This is a genomic window from Polaromonas sp. P5_D5, assembly GCF_054049435.1.
The window spans coordinates 177,376-191,517 of sequence record NZ_JBFUMJ010000002.1 but is presented as its reverse complement, the minus strand read 5'-3'; the positions used below and the strand labels follow the sequence as shown (position 1 = coordinate 191,517).

General features: G+C 61.4%; 15 protein-coding genes. 6 read left to right on the top strand and 9 right to left on the bottom strand.

Going from position 1 to position 14,142, the window contains the following annotated elements; all coding sequences use genetic code 11:
- The first annotated feature begins 13 nt into the window (after window positions 1-13).
- The 3 genes from ACXJKE_RS07585 to ACXJKE_RS07575 all read left to right on the top strand — a co-directional run bounded on the left by ACXJKE_RS07585 (window position 14) and on the right by ACXJKE_RS07575 (window position 2,933).
- Window positions 14-589, top strand: a complete 576-nt coding sequence (locus ACXJKE_RS07585) for a hypothetical protein (RefSeq protein ID WP_457279978.1) — start codon at window positions 14-16, stop codon at window positions 587-589.
- Window positions 590-608: 19 nt separating this feature from the next.
- Complete coding sequence (locus ACXJKE_RS07580; RefSeq protein WP_457279977.1) at window positions 609-1,967, top strand: NAD(P)H-dependent oxidoreductase; 1,359 nt, start codon at window positions 609-611, stop codon at window positions 1,965-1,967.
- 69 nt (window positions 1,968-2,036) lie between these two features.
- Window positions 2,037-2,933, top strand: coding sequence for an NAD(P)-dependent oxidoreductase (locus ACXJKE_RS07575; RefSeq protein ID WP_457279976.1), 897 nt, complete (start codon window positions 2,037-2,039; stop codon window positions 2,931-2,933).
- A 204-nt stretch (window positions 2,934-3,137) separates the two neighbouring features.
- Here the strand turns inward: ACXJKE_RS07575 and ACXJKE_RS07570 are convergent, their stop codons facing one another.
- A complete protein-coding gene (locus ACXJKE_RS07570; RefSeq protein ID WP_457279975.1) occupies window positions 3,138-5,081 on the bottom strand; it encodes a DEAD/DEAH box helicase in 1,944 nt (647 codons plus the stop codon).
- A gap of 380 nt (window positions 5,082-5,461) precedes the next feature.
- A complete protein-coding gene (gene orn / locus ACXJKE_RS07565; protein WP_457279974.1) occupies window positions 5,462-6,025 on the bottom strand; it encodes an oligoribonuclease in 564 nt (187 codons plus the stop codon).
- 35 nt (window positions 6,026-6,060) lie between these two features.
- On the opposite strand from orn, the gene ACXJKE_RS07560 reads away from it, so the two are divergent.
- From ACXJKE_RS07560 to rsgA, 3 genes are read left to right on the top strand one after another with little or no spacing between them, the layout of a single operon-like run.
- Window positions 6,061-7,350 carry a M48 family metallopeptidase gene (locus tag ACXJKE_RS07560; RefSeq protein ID WP_457279973.1) on the top strand — a complete coding sequence of 430 codons (1,290 nt, stop codon included), beginning with the start codon at window positions 6,061-6,063 and terminating at the stop codon, window positions 7,348-7,350.
- Window positions 7,347-7,667: a 4a-hydroxytetrahydrobiopterin dehydratase gene (locus ACXJKE_RS07555; protein WP_457279972.1), complete on the top strand. Its 321-nt coding sequence runs from the start codon at window positions 7,347-7,349 to the stop codon at window positions 7,665-7,667. Before ACXJKE_RS07560 ends, ACXJKE_RS07555 begins: the two co-directional genes overlap by 4 nt.
- Window positions 7,664-8,647, top strand: coding sequence for a ribosome small subunit-dependent GTPase A (rsgA, locus tag ACXJKE_RS07550; RefSeq protein ID WP_457279971.1), 984 nt, complete (start codon window positions 7,664-7,666; stop codon window positions 8,645-8,647). The genes ACXJKE_RS07555 and rsgA overlap by 4 nt, the downstream gene beginning before the upstream one ends.
- Window positions 8,648-8,684: 37 nt before the next feature.
- On the opposite strand, the gene hisC is transcribed toward rsgA, so the two are convergent.
- The 7 genes from hisC to rpsP form a co-directional block, all read right to left on the bottom strand.
- Window positions 8,685-9,779: a histidinol-phosphate transaminase gene (gene hisC, locus ACXJKE_RS07545; protein ID WP_457279970.1), complete on the bottom strand. Its 1,095-nt coding sequence runs from the start codon at window positions 9,777-9,779 to the stop codon at window positions 8,685-8,687.
- Window positions 9,776-10,804 (bottom strand): CobD/CbiB family protein, encoded by a 1,029-nt coding sequence (locus ACXJKE_RS07540; protein ID WP_457279969.1) that lies wholly within the window; start codon window positions 10,802-10,804, stop codon window positions 9,776-9,778. The genes hisC and ACXJKE_RS07540 overlap by 4 nt, the downstream gene beginning before the upstream one ends.
- 294 nt (window positions 10,805-11,098) lie before the next feature.
- A complete protein-coding gene (locus ACXJKE_RS07535) occupies window positions 11,099-11,806 on the bottom strand; it encodes a CoA pyrophosphatase (protein WP_457279968.1) in 708 nt (235 codons plus the stop codon).
- A 66-nt stretch (window positions 11,807-11,872) separates the two neighbouring features.
- Window positions 11,873-12,238, bottom strand: a complete 366-nt coding sequence (gene rplS / locus ACXJKE_RS07530) for a 50S ribosomal protein L19 (protein WP_077595343.1) — start codon at window positions 12,236-12,238, stop codon at window positions 11,873-11,875.
- 142 nt (window positions 12,239-12,380) lie between these two features.
- The gene (gene trmD, locus ACXJKE_RS07525) at window positions 12,381-13,160 is read right to left on the bottom strand and encodes a tRNA (guanosine(37)-N1)-methyltransferase TrmD (RefSeq protein ID WP_457279967.1); all 780 of its coding nucleotides are present in this window, start codon (window positions 13,158-13,160) and stop codon (window positions 12,381-12,383) included.
- Window positions 13,161-13,218: 58 nt separating this feature from the next.
- Entirely contained in the window at window positions 13,219-13,827 is a 609-nt protein-coding gene (gene rimM, locus ACXJKE_RS07520) for a ribosome maturation factor RimM (protein ID WP_457279966.1), read from the bottom strand.
- Between the two features lie 35 nt (window positions 13,828-13,862).
- Window positions 13,863-14,123, bottom strand: a complete 261-nt coding sequence (rpsP, locus tag ACXJKE_RS07515) for a 30S ribosomal protein S16 (RefSeq protein WP_457279965.1) — start codon at window positions 14,121-14,123, stop codon at window positions 13,863-13,865.
- Window positions 14,124-14,142: the final 19 nt, after the last annotated feature.

Here is a 14,142-nt window from a genome sequence, read left to right as displayed (position 1 = left end):
ATTGGCAGAACTGATGATGAATATGAATCGCTTGGCTTGTATCGCTTTCGGAATTGGCCAATTTATTGCGTCACCCGCAACTGCCGAGGAGGAACTCGGTGGTCCAGGCACTCATTGCGAAACGCATGAACTGGTCGTGTTGTCGTGCCCAATCGCGGGGAAAAGCGATAAACACATGTCGATCTGCCGCACATCTGCCCAGACATCCGCGAATGCCTACATGCAATACCGTTTTGGCAAACTAGGTCAGACTCCCGAGCTGACATATCCAGCTACGACCCAAATGCACGCCAGGGAAGCGTTTCAGTTTTCCGTACGTAGCCCGAATGGTTGGACAGGTGCAGATAACCTTCATTTCAAAATCGGCCAAGCGTCGTACACCGTGTACCAATTTTCCTCTGCGCGATTCCCTGAAAAAGAAGCAGGCGTCGTAGTACGCGTGGGAGAAAAAAAACCCATATACATCGAATGCACGGAATCCAGCACGAGTCATTACAGAGACCTTAACGAACTGCGCAAGTTGGAATTACCTGAGATGACAACCCCCGTCGTCTTCGGTCCAAAAGCAAACAAGATTTATCGAAATTAATCAGCAAGACCGCTCATCCATGAACCTTTACTCCAAACTCCAGCAGCGCGCGGCCGAAGGCAAACCGGTGCGCATCGGCCTTATAGGCGCCGGCAAATTCGGCTCCATGTACCTGGCGCAAGTTCCACGGACGCCTGGCGTACACCTGGTGGCGATTGCCGACCTGTCGCCTGACGCGGCGCGCACCAACCTCGCCCGTGTGGGTTGGAATCCGGCTCTAGCCCAGGCAAAATCTGCGCAAGCAGCTATCAAAACAGGAGCAACCTGGATCACCGACGACTGGCAGGCAGTGGTGACGCATCCGCAGATCGACATCATTGTGGAATGCACCGGCAATCCGATCGCGGCGGTAGAGCATTGCCTGAAAGCCTTTGCACACGGCAAGCATGTGGTCAACGTCACGGTAGAAGCCGATGCCTTTTGCGGCCCGCTGCTGGCGCGCAAGGCCGCAGAGGCCGGCGTGGTGTATTCGCTGGCTTTCGGTGACCAGCCGGCGCTGATCTGCGACCTGGTGGACTGGGCGCGCACCTGCGGCTTCCCGGTGGTGGCGGCAGGACGCGGCCACAAATGGCTGCCGCATTTTTGCGAATCAACACCCGAAACCGTGTGGGGCAACTACGGCCTCACGCCCGAACAGGCCGCGCGCGGAGGGCTCAACCCAAAGATGTTCAACAGTTTTCTCGACGGCTCCAAGCCCTCCATCGAATCGACTGCTGTGGCCAACGCCACGGGCCTGACCGTGCCCAGCAATGGCCTGCTTTACCCGCCGGCCAGCGTGGAAGACATTCCCTACGTGACACGCCCCATCAGCGAAGGTGGCGTGCTCGAGCGCAAGGGCATGGTCGAAGTGATCTCGTCACTCGAAGCCAATGGCCGAAAAATTCCCTATGACATCCGCATGGGCGTCTGGGTCACGGTAGAGGCCGAAACGGACTACATCAAGAACTGCTTTGAGGAATACAACGCGCACACCGACCCGAGCGGGCGCTACTTCACCTTGTACAAACGCTGGCACCTGATCGGGCTGGAAGTCGGCGTGTCGGTCGCCAGCGTCGCGCTGCGCGGCGAGCCCACCGGCGTGGCGACCTGCTGGAACGCCGACGTGGTGGCCACCGCCAAACGCGACCTGAAGCCCGGTGACATGCTGGACGGCGAAGGCGGCTACACCGTGTGGGGCAAGCTGCTGCCGGCCGATACTTCCATGAAGATGGGCGGGCTGCCGCTGGGCCTGGCGCATAACGTCAAGGTCGTGCGTGCGGTCAAGAAAGGCCAGAGTCTGAGCTGGGCCGATGTGGCGATGGACACATCGACCCACGCCTGGAAAGTGCGCCAGGAGATGGAAAGCATGTTTGCGCCGGCGCTGAAAAAAGCCGCCTAGAAAGCTGCCTGACAGCCTTCTACCCGCCGGTTCCTTCATGATGGTTCAACGCCATTCCGAGGACATGAATTGACCATCACAAGTGACACGCCCCTGCCCCGTATCGCGTTTTTGGGCATGGGCATCATGGGCCTGCCCATGGCCAGGCGCCTGTGCGAAGCGGGCTACACACTGCAGGCATGGAACCGCACGCCGGGCAAGGCCGACTCGCTGGCGGCGCTAGGCGCCACGCCACATACACAAACCAGTGCCGCGGTGGCCGCAGCCGACATCGTCATCAGCATGCTTGAAAGCGGCCCGGTCGTGGAAGACGTGCTGTTCACGCAGGGCGTGGCCGCCGCGATGAAACCGGGTGCGCTCTTTCTGGACATGGCCTCCATCCAGCCGCGCGAAGCACGCGACCATGCGGCGCGCCTGGGTGCACTGGGCATCGCCCATGTGGACGCACCGGTGTCGGGCGGCCCCGGCGGCGCACAAAGCGGCACGCTGGCCATCATGGCCGGAGGCAAGGCAGAAGACTTCGCCCGCGCCCTGCCCGTGCTGGCGCACCTCGGCCACGCCGTTCACGTGGGCCCGCACGGCAGCGGCCAGCTCACCAAGCTGGCCAACCAGATGATTGTGGGCATCACCATAGGCGCGGTGGCCGAGGCGCTGCTGTTCACCGCGCGCGGCGGGGCCGACATGGCGAAAGTCAAGGAAGCGATTACCGGCGGTTTTGCCGACAGCCGCGTGCTGCAGTTGCACGGCCAGCGCATGCTCGAGCGCGACTTCGCGCCGCGCGCCCGCATGGATATCCAGCTCAAGGACATGCGCAATGCGCTGGCCACCGCACAGGAGATCGGCTTTGAAGCGCCGGTCACGGCACTCTTTGAGCGACTCTATGCCGAAGGCGTTGAAAACGGCCTGACCGATCTCGATCAGTCGGCGCTTTTTGTCGAGCTGGCCAGCCGCAATGGCATGAGCTGAGTTGTGCTGCCCATGCAGGCATACAAAGGCACCTGTCATTTCTCATAAAAATCGCCAGAAAGCCAATACCAGCAAGCGAAAGCAGCTATTAAATTAATAGCAATTCGTATGGTGCGGATCGGCCACTCCCATGAAAAATGCCGCTGCAGATTGCTCCGAAGCGGCATTTTTCTGAGGCGGTCACCAGGGACCGTCTTTTAACGTTCAGTCACGCGCTGGCTTGGAAAACTTGCCGGACTTCTTGGCCGCATCACGGGGCACAAATACCTTGCCAGCTGGCTTGGCAAAGCCGCCGGGCTTGCGGTTGGCAAAGTCAGGGCGCGGTGCAAAGCCTTCGTTGCGGGAAGCAAAGCCTTCGTTGCGCGGAGCGAAGTTGCGGTCTTCACGCGGGGCGAAACCGGTGTTGTTGCCGCCGCCGAAGCCGCGGTCATCCTGGCGGCGCGGGCCGCGGTCATTGAAACCGGAACGGTCGCCATAGCCACCCTGTGGTCCAGGAGCGCGGCCCTGGAAGGGAGCGCGGTCGTCACGGTCGTTGTGGCGAGGAGCGCCGAAGCCGCCACCGCCAGCGCCACCACCAAAGCCACCTGCGGGCTTGCGGCCAGCATAGCCGCCACGATCACCACCGCCGCCGCCGAAGCTGCGGCCACCGCGGTCGCCGCGATCACCACCGAAGTTGCCGCGGGGGCGGTCGGAGGTCGGGGCAAAGCGCTGCTGCGGCTCCAGACCGGCGATCACACTGGGCTTGAGGTTCTGCTGCATGTAGTGCTCGATGTCCTGGATCTTGCGGCGATCGCGGAATTCGGCAATCGTGATCGCCTGGCCTTCGCGGCCGGCACGGCCGGTGCGGCCAATGCGGTGCACATAGTCTTCGGCTTTCATCGGCAGGCCGTAGTTGATCACGTGGGTGATCGACGGAACGTCCAGGCCGCGAGCAGCCACGTCGGTCGCGACCAGGATCTGGACGCGGCCATCGCGGAAAGCCATCAGGCGGCGGTTGCGCAGGCCCTGGCCCAGCGCGCCGTGCAGCGCCACAGCGCTGAAACCTTCCTGTACCAGGTCGTTGGCCAGGCCGTCGCATTCAACCTGGGTGCAGGCAAACACGATCGACTGGTTCATGGTGGTGTCGCGCAGCGAATGATCCAGCAGCTTGCGCTTGTGGGTCATGTTGTCGGCCCACAGCAGCGACTGGGTGATCGACGCATGTTTTTCATGCGGCGAGTCGATCTCAACACGCTGCGGCTGGCGCATGACGCGCGTGGCCAGTTGCATGATGCGCGGCGCAAACGTGGCGCTGAACATCATGGTTTGCTTGCGCTCGATCGTGAGCTGGTTGACTTCGGTCAGGTCATCGGCAAAGCCGAGGTCCAGCATGCGGTCGGCTTCGTCAACGACCAGGAACTGCACCTGGTCCAGCTTGATCTGCATGCTGCGCTGCAGGTCGAGCAGGCGGCCGGGGGTGGCCACCACGAGGTCGGCATTTTGCAACTTGGCAATTTGCAACTGGTAAGGAATACCGCCCACCACGTTGGCAATGCGCAGGCCGCGGCAATGGCGAACCAGGTCGATTGCGTCAGCGCAGACTTGCTGGGCCAATTCACGCGTAGGGCACAGGATCAGTGCGCCGGGCGTGGCAGCCTTGAAGTTGCGCGGGCTGGTCGGGTCTTTGCGCTTGGGTTTTTTCAGGGGTGCTTCGCCACGGGCGACGGCTTCGGCGCTCAGGCGTTCAAATTCGGAGCGCTCAAAACGCTCGGCTTCTTCCTGCTGTTTCAGCAGGGTGTGCAACACGGGCAGCAGGAAGGCTGCGGTCTTGCCGCTACCGGTCTGGCTGGAAACCAGCAGGTCGGTGAATTTGGCTTTGGGGTCGCTTTTGGCGTCGTGGTCCAGGGCCTGCATGGCCTTGGGAATGGTGGCCATCTGCACGGACGTCGGCTGGGTAAAACCCATGTCGGCGACAGCTTGCAGGAGTTCCTTGGCCAGGCCCAGCTTCACGAAACCATTGGGTTCGGCTACTACGGCTTCCAGGGAGGTGGGAGCCATCGAGGGCTCGTCCGAAGAAAAATCCGGAATCACGTGGATCACGGCTTCAGCGGCGGTATCAATATTTGTGTCGGGCAAAACGTCGCCACGAGCCTCAAAAGAGTCAGTCATGTTTTTCTCACTAATCACCTGTGCGCAACGCTTTTGGCGAGGGAACAGGAAACTTCACCCCCGCGATGCGGAGGATTCGTTCATGGTTAATAAAACATCAACCATCAAACGAATATGCGGTCCAGGCAGCAGAAATGTGCCCGAAGCGGTGACTCCGTTATTGGAGTCAAAAGTGTGAGGTAGATGTACAAATGCAGGGCACCCAGTGCACTGCAAGCCCACGATTATAGCGTGCTTTGCGGGTTTCTACCAGTCCCCCTGACCAAACGAGTCCATTGCGGCTTCCTGCCGCAGCCGCATGCACGCTGATTTGCTATCATTTCAATAGCTTCTTGCGCCCGTCCTGCCTCGCCAAATCCCAAAAAAGGCTTAAGCCACGTTCACTTCAGAAAGTGTTGCCGGTAGTGCTCAAGCTCGTCAATCGACTCATGCACATCGGCCAGGGCGGTATGGCTCTGGCGCTTTTTGAAGGCGCTGTAAACCTCGGGACTCCAGCGCTTGGCCAGTTCCTTGAAGGTGCTGACGTCAACGTTGCGGTAGTGCAGGAAGGCTTCGAGTTTGGGCATGTACTTGACCAGGAAGCGCCTGTCCTGGCTGATGGTGTTGCCGCACAGCGGCGAAACACCCTTGGGAACGTATCGGGCCAAAAAAGCCAGAATCTGCGCTTCGGCATCTGCCTCGTCCACAGTGCTGGCCTTGACCTTGTCGATCAGGCCGCTGCGCCCGTGGGTGCCCTTGTTCCAGTTGTCCATCTGGTCCAGCAACTCGTCGGTCTGGTGGATCGCCAGAACCGGGCCTTCGATGCGCGGCGTGAGTTGCGGACCCGTGACGATGACGGCGATTTCGATCAGGCGCTCTTTTTCCGGGTCGAGGCCGGTCATTTCGCAGTCCAGCCAGACGAGGTTCTGGTCTGATTTTTTGAGTAGGGGTTCAGTTTCAGGCATCTTGCGATTCTCGCTGATCGCCTAAACTGCCAGCCATGACCGACTATTCGCTTGTTTTCACCGGGGTGTTTTCTGCCTTTCTGGTGCTGGGGCTGCTCACGAAGTTCTACCTGGCTTCGCGGCAGATCCGCCATGTGGCCCGAAACCGCGATGCAGTGCCCGCCGCTTTTGCGGCCACGATTTCGCTGCAGGCGCACCAGAAGGCAGCCGACTACACCATTGCCAAGGCGCGCTTCGGCATGCTGGAGATGGCCTTCGCCGCCGCCGTGCTGCTGGGCTGGACGCTGCTGGGCGGCATCGACGCGCTGAACCAGGCCATCGCCGGTTCCGGCCTGACCGCCTGGGGCGCGCTGGTGCCGCAGCTGATCCTGCTGGCCGCTTTTGGCCTCATCAGCGGTTTGCTCGACCTGCCCTTCACCCTTTACAGCACCTTCCGCATTGAAGAGCGTTTCGGCTTCAACAAGATGACCTTGAAGCTCTGGCTGGCCGACCTGGTGAAATCGACGCTGGTCGGCATCGTCATCGGCCTGCCCATCGTGGCGCTCATCCTGTGGCTGATGGGCAGCGCGGGAAGCCTGTGGTGGCTGTGGGCCTGGGGCGCCTGGATGGGCTTTAACCTGCTGGTGCTGGTGCTCTACCCCACCGTCGTCGCGCCGATGTTCAACAAGTTCAAACCGCTCGAAGACGAAACGCTGAAGGCGCGCGTGACGGCCCTGATGCAGCGCTGCGGCTTTGCGGCGAAAGGCCTCTTCGTGATGGACGGCAGCAAACGCTCGGCCCACGCCAATGCCTATTTCACCGGCTTCGGCGCGGCCAAGCGCGTGGTGTTTTACGACACCCTGCTCAAGCAGCTCAACCCCGGTGAAGTTGACGCCGTGCTCGCGCACGAGCTGGGCCATTTCAAGCACAAGCACATCATCAAACGCATCGTTTCGATGTTTGCCATGAGCCTGGCCGGGTTTGCCTTGCTGGGCTGGTTGTCGTCGCAGGTGTGGTTCTACACGGGCCTGGGCGTGCGGCCCAACCTCACCGGCGCCAACGACGCGCTGGCACTGCTGCTCTTTTTGCTGGTAGTGCCGCTCTTCAGCTTCTTTGTCTCCCCGGTGTTCGCCCAGTTCTCGCGCAAGCATGAGTTCGAGGCCGATGCCTATGCCGTGGCGCAAACCGACGGCAAGGATTTGCAAAGCGCTTTGCTCAAGCTCTACCAGGACAATGCCAGCACCCTCACGCCCGACCCGGTATTTGTGAAGTTTTACTATTCGCATCCGCCCGCCTCCGAACGGCTGGGCCGCATGATTCCTTCTGTTGAAAGCACCGCGACATGAGCAACCCGATCCACCAAAACCGCCGTGCCCTGAGCGCCACGGAAATCGTCACCCAGCTGAGCAAGCTCAATGGCGAGCAGGCCCTGGGCTGGCGCCTGATCGACGGCTCACTGGAAAAAACCTACGCCTTCAAGAACTACTACGAGACCATCGCCTTCGTGAACGCGCTGGCTTTCATTGCCAATGCCGAAGACCATCACCCCGACCTGGCCGTGAGCTACGGCAAATGCACCGTGCGCTTCAACACGCACGATGTCGAGGGTGTCTCTGTCAGTGATTTTTTCTGCGCGTCGAAGGTTGACGCCTTGCTGGCTTGAGCAAACCGGCACGCCCAGCCGCCGCTCCCGTCGCGGGCACGCGGCCCGGGCTGGTGGTGGCGGGCTTTGGCCGGCACGTGCTGGTGGAGACCGATACCGGCGAGCGTGTGATCTGCCACCCGCGCGGCAAGAAAAGCCAGGCCGTGGTGGGTGACCGCATTCGCTGGCTGCCTTCCGAAGACGAAGGCACCATCGAGAAAATTGAAGAGCGCCGCAACCTGTTTTACCGGCAGGACGAGATGCGCACCAAATCCTTCGCCGCCAACCTCGACCAGGTGCTGATCCTCATCGCAGCCGAGCCCGAGTTTTCGGAAAGCCAGCTGACCCGCGCGTTGATTGCCGCTGAGGCCGAGGGCATCACCCCCATCATCGCCTTGAACAAAAGCGACCTCACCGAGCCTTTCGGGCGCGCCTGGGCCAAGCTGGCGCCCTACCGGGCCATGGGCTACAGAATGCTCTCGCTGGCCATCAAACCCAAAACAGCGACAAGCGGGCCGGCCGATGCCCCGCACCCGGAACTGCAGGAACTGACAGACTTGCTGCGGGACAAAAAAACGCTGGTACTGGGACCTTCAGGCGCCGGTAAAAGCAGCCTGACCAACCTGCTGGTGCCCGATGCACGGGTGCTGACGGCGGAAATATCGCAGGCCCTCAATTCAGGCAAACACACCACCACCAGTACCACCCTGTACTGGGTAAATACCGGCACGGGCGGCCAGAGGAGTACCGCGCTGATCGACTCGCCGGGCTTTCAGGAGTTCGGGCTGCACCACATTGACCCAATGCAGCTGGCCAACTACATGCCCGACCTCAAGGCACACGCCCAGGACTGCAAGTTCTACAACTGCACCCACCTGCATGAGCCGGGTTGTGGCGTTATTTCAGTGGTCAAATCGGGGCCCAGCCCAGATGGAATCAGCGCGAGTCGCTATCGTTTGTATAGCGAACTTTTTGCCGAGCTGTCGCAACCCCGCTATTGACGGGAATTGACGGGCAGCGCCCGGCCGGGCAACAACGTCAGGCCTTGAGCAGCTCGCGGCAGGCCTGCACCAGCGCCTCACATTGCGCCGGCGTGCCCACGCTGATGCGCAAATGCTGGTCGATGCGCGGCTGCCTGAAATGGCGCACCAGGATGTTTTTTTCGCGCAAGCCGATCGCGAGGGCCGCTGCGTCGTGGTCAGGATGGCGAGCCAGCACGAAGTTGGCTTGCGAAGGCAGGACCTCAAAGCCCAGTCCTTGCAGCTGCCGGCTTAACAGATCGCGGCTCTGGATCACGGCCGTGCAGGTCGCTTCAAAATAAGCACGGTCCTCGTAAGCGGCCACGGCGCCGGTGATGGCCAGACGATCCAGCGGATAGGAATTGAAGCTGTCTTTCACCCGCTCAAGGGCTTCGATCAGGTGGCGCTGGCCGGCCGCAAAACCAACACGCAATCCGGCCAGCGAGCGCGACTTGGACAGCGTGTGCACCACCAACAAATTGGGATAGCGCGCAATCAGACTGATGGCGGTCTCACCGCCGAAATCGACATAGGCCTCGTCCACCAATACCACCCGCTCGGGGTGCCGCAGCAACAGCTGCTCGATGTGCGCCAGCGGCAGGCCGGTGCCGGTGGGTGCGTTCGGGTTGGCAATCACCACGCCTGCGCATGGCGCGGTGTAATCCGCCACATTGATGCGCAGGGACGCATCCAGCGGCACGAGCCCAACCTCAATGCCATAGAGCCCGCAGTACACCTTGTAAAAGCTGTAGCTGACATCCGGCATCAGCAGCGGCTGGCCGTGGCGGAAAAATGCGCAGAAAGCGTGCGCGAGCACTTCATCCGAACCATTGCCGGCAAAGATCTGATCAGGATCTATGCCGTGGTTGCCGGCAATCGCCCGCCTGAGCGCGTTGGCCTGCGGATCGGGATAAAGCTGCAAGCCGTTTTGCGCCGCGGCCGTGATGGCGGCAACGACACGGGGCGATGGCGGGTATGGGTTCTCGTTGGTGTTGAGCTTGACCAGGTCCGCAACGCCGGGCTGCTCCCCCGGCACATACGGAACAAGCCCGCGCACCGCAGGGCTCCAGAAGGATTGCCCGGAAGGCAAGGCGGAAGGCGGGCTGCCGCTCATCCGAGCAGGCGTGCCAGGGTCAGCAGCGCCAGCAAGACCATCCACAGCACCACGGAACGCCACACCAGCCCCACGATGCTTCGCAGGTGCGCCACTTCGGGCTCCCGGCCAGGCGTGGCTTCTGTGGCGATGCCGTCTTCCGCGTCCAGGCCACCCGCCTGGAAACTTTGCGAGGTGTCCGCCGAAAACGTGGTCTTGAGCGCTTCGCCGCCCAGGCGCACGTTCACGGCACCGGACGTAGCAGCCAGGATGATCCCGTCGTTGCGGTTTTCAGAGGCCGAAGGTGTGCCAACCGGAAACCGATGCGTGTAGTTGCGCCAGGCATCAATGGCGTCTTCAAAACTGCCGACCACCGCGAAGCCCAGCGAGGTGACACGGGCGGGCACAAAATCAATCACGCCCCAGGCTCGGCTTGCGGCGAGCTGCAACGCCGTGCTGGCGCCCTCGCCTGCCGCGGCGGCGGTCCTTCTTTTATAGGCCCAGTAGCGTGAAACGAACTCGCTCATGCGGTAGAGCACGGCGCCTGCGGGCCCCAGCCCCAGCGCAGCGAGCACCGAAAACCAGCCCAGCACGCCGAACACATGGCGGTGCGCGGCCAGCACCGAATATTCAATCACGTGGCGGACGATTTCGCTGCGTGGAAGCTCGCTCGCATCGACCTGGCGCCACTGCGCCAGCAATTCGCGCGCTGTCGTTTCGTCGCCGTCATCCAGCGCATCGCGTATGTCCGTGAAGTAGTGGCTGAACTGCCGGAAGCCCAGCGTGACATAGAGGATTGCCACGTTCCACGCAAAAGCCAGCACGGGATTGATGGTCCACAGCAGCCAGTGAATCAGGAAGGTGACCAGCGCCGGCACCAGCACGGCGACCGTCCATGCGATCCAGCCATGGTGCGGTTTGCCGGCATCCAGGCTGCGGTTGGTCCAGCGGGCCCAGCCCCGAAATCCCGCATGAATCCAGTTGCCGCGGGCCAGCGGACGGGCCTGTTCGATGATGAGTGCAAACAAAACGGCAAAAAAGCTCATGAGGAATCATAACGTGGCCCCCACGGTCGCTCACTTCGTGTAGCTCCCTGCCCCCCGAGGGGGCCGCCCGCCTGTGGCCCGGCAAAGCCGGTTCCACGGCTCATGCTGGTTTGAAGAATTCGATGGGTGCGACCAGTGGTGGAGGTATTTCACCAGTGGGGCCGCGGGACTGGCTTTGCCAGACCGCAGGCGCCGCCCCCTCGAGGGGGGAACAAGCTACACGTAGTGAGCTTGGACAGGGGTGTACCAATTTTTGGGGGAACAGGCTACACGAAGTGAGCCCGGACGGGGGTGTTACGCAACTAGAAAACGATAGAGATTACGCAGCATGCCAGCCGTCGCGCCCCAGATATAGCGCTCCCTGGCCTCGTTGCCATCACCTTCCATGGAGGGGTCTGAGTACGGCATGGAAAGCCATTGGCGTAGGGCGCCGTCGAATTCCATCTCGTGGCGGCGATGGTTGGCCGGGTTCATCAGGTAGCCCAACGGCACCTCGAAGACATCTGCGACTTCACCGGGGTTGGGCTGCAGCACGAAGCCGGGCCTCACCAGCGCCACGACCGGCGTGATGATGAAAGCGGTGCCGGTGACGTAGGTCGGCAAGGTGCCCAGCACCTCCACATGGTCGCGCGGCAAGCCCACCTCCTCGTGCGCTTCCCGCAGCGCGGTGTCCACTGCATCGCGGTCGGTCTCGTCCGTGCGGCCGCCCGGCAAGGCGACCTGGCCCGAGTGCGTGGACAGGTTGGTGGTCCGCTCCGTCAGCAGCAGCGTCAGCTCGTCCCGCATGACCAGCGGAATCAGCACCGCAGCCAGTGCGGGCGTGCGATCGGTAAATTTCTTTTCGACGCTGTGTTCGGGAGTCCACACAGGCGGATGCCGAAAACGCTGGCGCAGGGCCTCCGGTGAAAGGTGCGCCGAAGGGACCCCCGCCAGATGGTCATCAATGCCCAGCACCGGGATGCTGCGCGGGTCAAACTTCGGCAGGGGCCGGGTGTTGTTCATGGGGTGAGAGGTTAGCAGGCAAAAAAAAGCCGCTCGACAGAGCGGCTTTTCAGGGCGGAGGTGCTTTTAGGCAGCCTTGGCGCCCAGCTTTTCCTTGATACGTGCGGATTTGCCGCTGCGGCTACGCAGGTAGTACAGCTTGGCACGGCGCACATCACCACGGCGCTTGACTTCAATCTTCGCGATCAGCGGGCTGTAAACCTGGAACGTACGTTCCACGCCTTCGCCGTTGGAGATCTTGCGAACGATAAAGCTGGAATTGAGGCCGCGATTGCGCTTGGCAATCACCACACCTTCAAAAGCCTGCACACGTTTACGCGTACCTTCCACCACATTGACGCTGACGATCACGGTGTCGCCGGGAGCGTAAACGGGAATGGTCTTGTTCAAGCGGGCGATTTCTTCCTGCTCAAGGGTCTGGATCAGATTCATGATTTTTCCATCTAACTTCTTCGCTCATACACGCGCTACGCTAAAGACCGCAAATCCATGGATTCACCCGAAGATGATTCAGATGGTTGCAGTGGCCGCCAGAGGATCGAAAAGCCTTTGATTATAGCAAGTCAGTGCTTTTTCAAGCGTCTTTGTCCGGGTTTTCGACCAAATCGGCCAGAAAAGCCTCGTCACTTTCGCTCAAATTCCCACTCTGCCGTGCCATTTGCACCAATTCTGGGCGCTGGCGCTGCGTCAGCGCCAGGCGCTGTTCGCGCCGCCACCGCTCAATGTGGGCGTGGTTTCCAGACATCAGGGTGGTCGGAACAGGCTGGCCGCGCCAACTTTCGGGCCGCGTGTAATGGGGGCAATCCAGCAAGCCGTCGAGTGCAGGATTAAAGCTGTCCAGCTGATGGCTGCCCTCGTCATTAAGCACCCCGGGCTGCAGCCGGGACACCGCATCGAGCAAGGCCATGGCGGCAATTTCCCCGCCCGACAGCACAAAATCGCCCAGGCTGATCTGCAAGTCAACATGGGCCTGGATGAAGCGCTGGTCCAGCCCTTCGTAGCGGCCGCAGATCAACACCGCACCGGCGCCGGCCGACCAGCCTTCAACGCCGGCATGGTCCAAAGCCTTGCCCACGGGAGAAAAAAGCACTGTGGGAACCTTGGGCGCACCGCTCGCAGCACGGTCAGCCTGTATTTTTTCAAGGCACAGCGCCAGCGGCTCAGCCATCATCACCATGCCGGGGCCGCCGCCGAAAGGCCGGTCGTCCACGCGGCGGTAGTTGCCGTCGGCAAAGTCCCGCAGGTTCCAGAGCTTCACCTCGACGAGGCCAGATTCGTAGGCGCGGCGGGTCACGCCGCTGACCAGGAAGGGCGCAAAAAGCTCGGGAAAAAGTGTGATGATGTCGAAGCGCATGGGGCTATTGTGTGCGAGCCCGGCGCTTCGGGGCAACAGCCCCTTTGGGCTACAAAAATCAGTAGTCCGGCTGCCAGTCAACCGTGATGCATTTGCCGGCGATATCCACCGCGTCGACATACACGGAAACAAACGGAATCATGCGTTCGGCGGTCACGCTCGTGCCGTCTTCCTGCTGGACGGTGTACTCCACACACAGGACAGAGTGCGGGCCGGTGGCCATCAGGTCACGCACCAGGCCCAATGGCACGCCTTCGCGGTTGACCACGTTCAGGCCGATCAGGTCGACCCAGTAGTACTCATCCTTGGAGGCGGCGGGAAAGCTGCTGCGTGGCAGGAAGATACGCGCGCCACGCAAGGCCTCGGCCGCATTGCGGTCATCAAGGCCCATGAACTTGGCGACGACGGAATCGGAGTGGACTTTGGCTTCGTCGACGCTGAGCGTGACTGTGCCGGAGAACACGGTAAACCCCGGGCGGAATTTGGCGTCAGGCGCCTGCAAAAACCAGGATTTGGCCGCGAAAAGCGCTTCTGGATCGGTGCTGTGCGGCAGGATTTTCACCCAGCCCTTGACGCCCCATGCATCCAGGATGCGCCCGACTTCGATGGCGTCGTGCGGAAGGCTTGAGGGTGTCAAGCCTGCCGACGACTGAAGGCCGGGCTGCATCAATCTCTAAATCAGTCTAAATCAGACCGAGTTCTTCAGGCCGTTTTGACAGCAGCCGTAGCACCTTGCTTGACCAGGCGCAGAACGGTAGGAGACGGCTGGGCGCCCACACCGATCCAGTGGGTCAGGCGGTCTTGCGCAATGCGCAGGCCTTCTTCGCCACCTTTGGCAATCGGGTTGTAAAACCCGATGCGCTCGATGAAACGGCCGTCGCGGCGAACGCGTTTGTCAGCCACAACAATATTGAAAAAAGGACGGTGCTTGGAACCGCCGCGTGCAAGTCGAATGACGACCATGATTTATCCTTCGGGTGGT

What these genes read in the sequence shown, in the direction of transcription:
- hisC (WP_457279970.1), bottom strand. Translation starts at nt 9,779, where the DNA reads ATGAGCGGCAGCCCGCCTTCCGCCTTGCCTTCCGGGCAATCCTTCTGG.
- rimM (WP_457279966.1), bottom strand. Translation starts at nt 13,827, where the DNA reads ATGCAGCCCGGCCTTCAGTCGTCGGCAGGCTTGACACCCTCAAGCCTT.
- ACXJKE_RS07560 (WP_457279973.1), top strand. Translation starts at nt 6,061, where the DNA reads ATGACCGACTATTCGCTTGTTTTCACCGGGGTGTTTTCTGCCTTTCTG.
- orn (WP_457279974.1), bottom strand. Translation starts at nt 6,025, where the DNA reads ATGCCTGAAACTGAACCCCTACTCAAAAAATCAGACCAGAACCTCGTC.
- ACXJKE_RS07535 (WP_457279968.1), bottom strand. Translation starts at nt 11,806, where the DNA reads ATGAACAACACCCGGCCCCTGCCGAAGTTTGACCCGCGCAGCATCCCG.
- rpsP (WP_457279965.1), bottom strand. Translation starts at nt 14,123, where the DNA reads ATGGTCGTCATTCGACTTGCACGCGGCGGTTCCAAGCACCGTCCTTTT.
- ACXJKE_RS07540 (WP_457279969.1), bottom strand. Translation starts at nt 10,804, where the DNA reads ATGAGCTTTTTTGCCGTTTTGTTTGCACTCATCATCGAACAGGCCCGT.
- ACXJKE_RS07570 (WP_457279975.1), bottom strand. Translation starts at nt 5,081, where the DNA reads ATGACTGACTCTTTTGAGGCTCGTGGCGACGTTTTGCCCGACACAAAT.
- trmD (WP_457279967.1), bottom strand. Translation starts at nt 13,160, where the DNA reads ATGCGCTTCGACATCATCACACTTTTTCCCGAGCTTTTTGCGCCCTTC.
- ACXJKE_RS07585 (WP_457279978.1), top strand. Translation starts at nt 14, where the DNA reads ATGATGAATATGAATCGCTTGGCTTGTATCGCTTTCGGAATTGGCCAA.
- ACXJKE_RS07580 (WP_457279977.1), top strand. Translation starts at nt 609, where the DNA reads ATGAACCTTTACTCCAAACTCCAGCAGCGCGCGGCCGAAGGCAAACCG.
- rplS (WP_077595343.1), bottom strand. Translation starts at nt 12,238, where the DNA reads ATGAATCTGATCCAGACCCTTGAGCAGGAAGAAATCGCCCGCTTGAAC.
- ACXJKE_RS07555 (WP_457279972.1), top strand. Translation starts at nt 7,347, where the DNA reads ATGAGCAACCCGATCCACCAAAACCGCCGTGCCCTGAGCGCCACGGAA.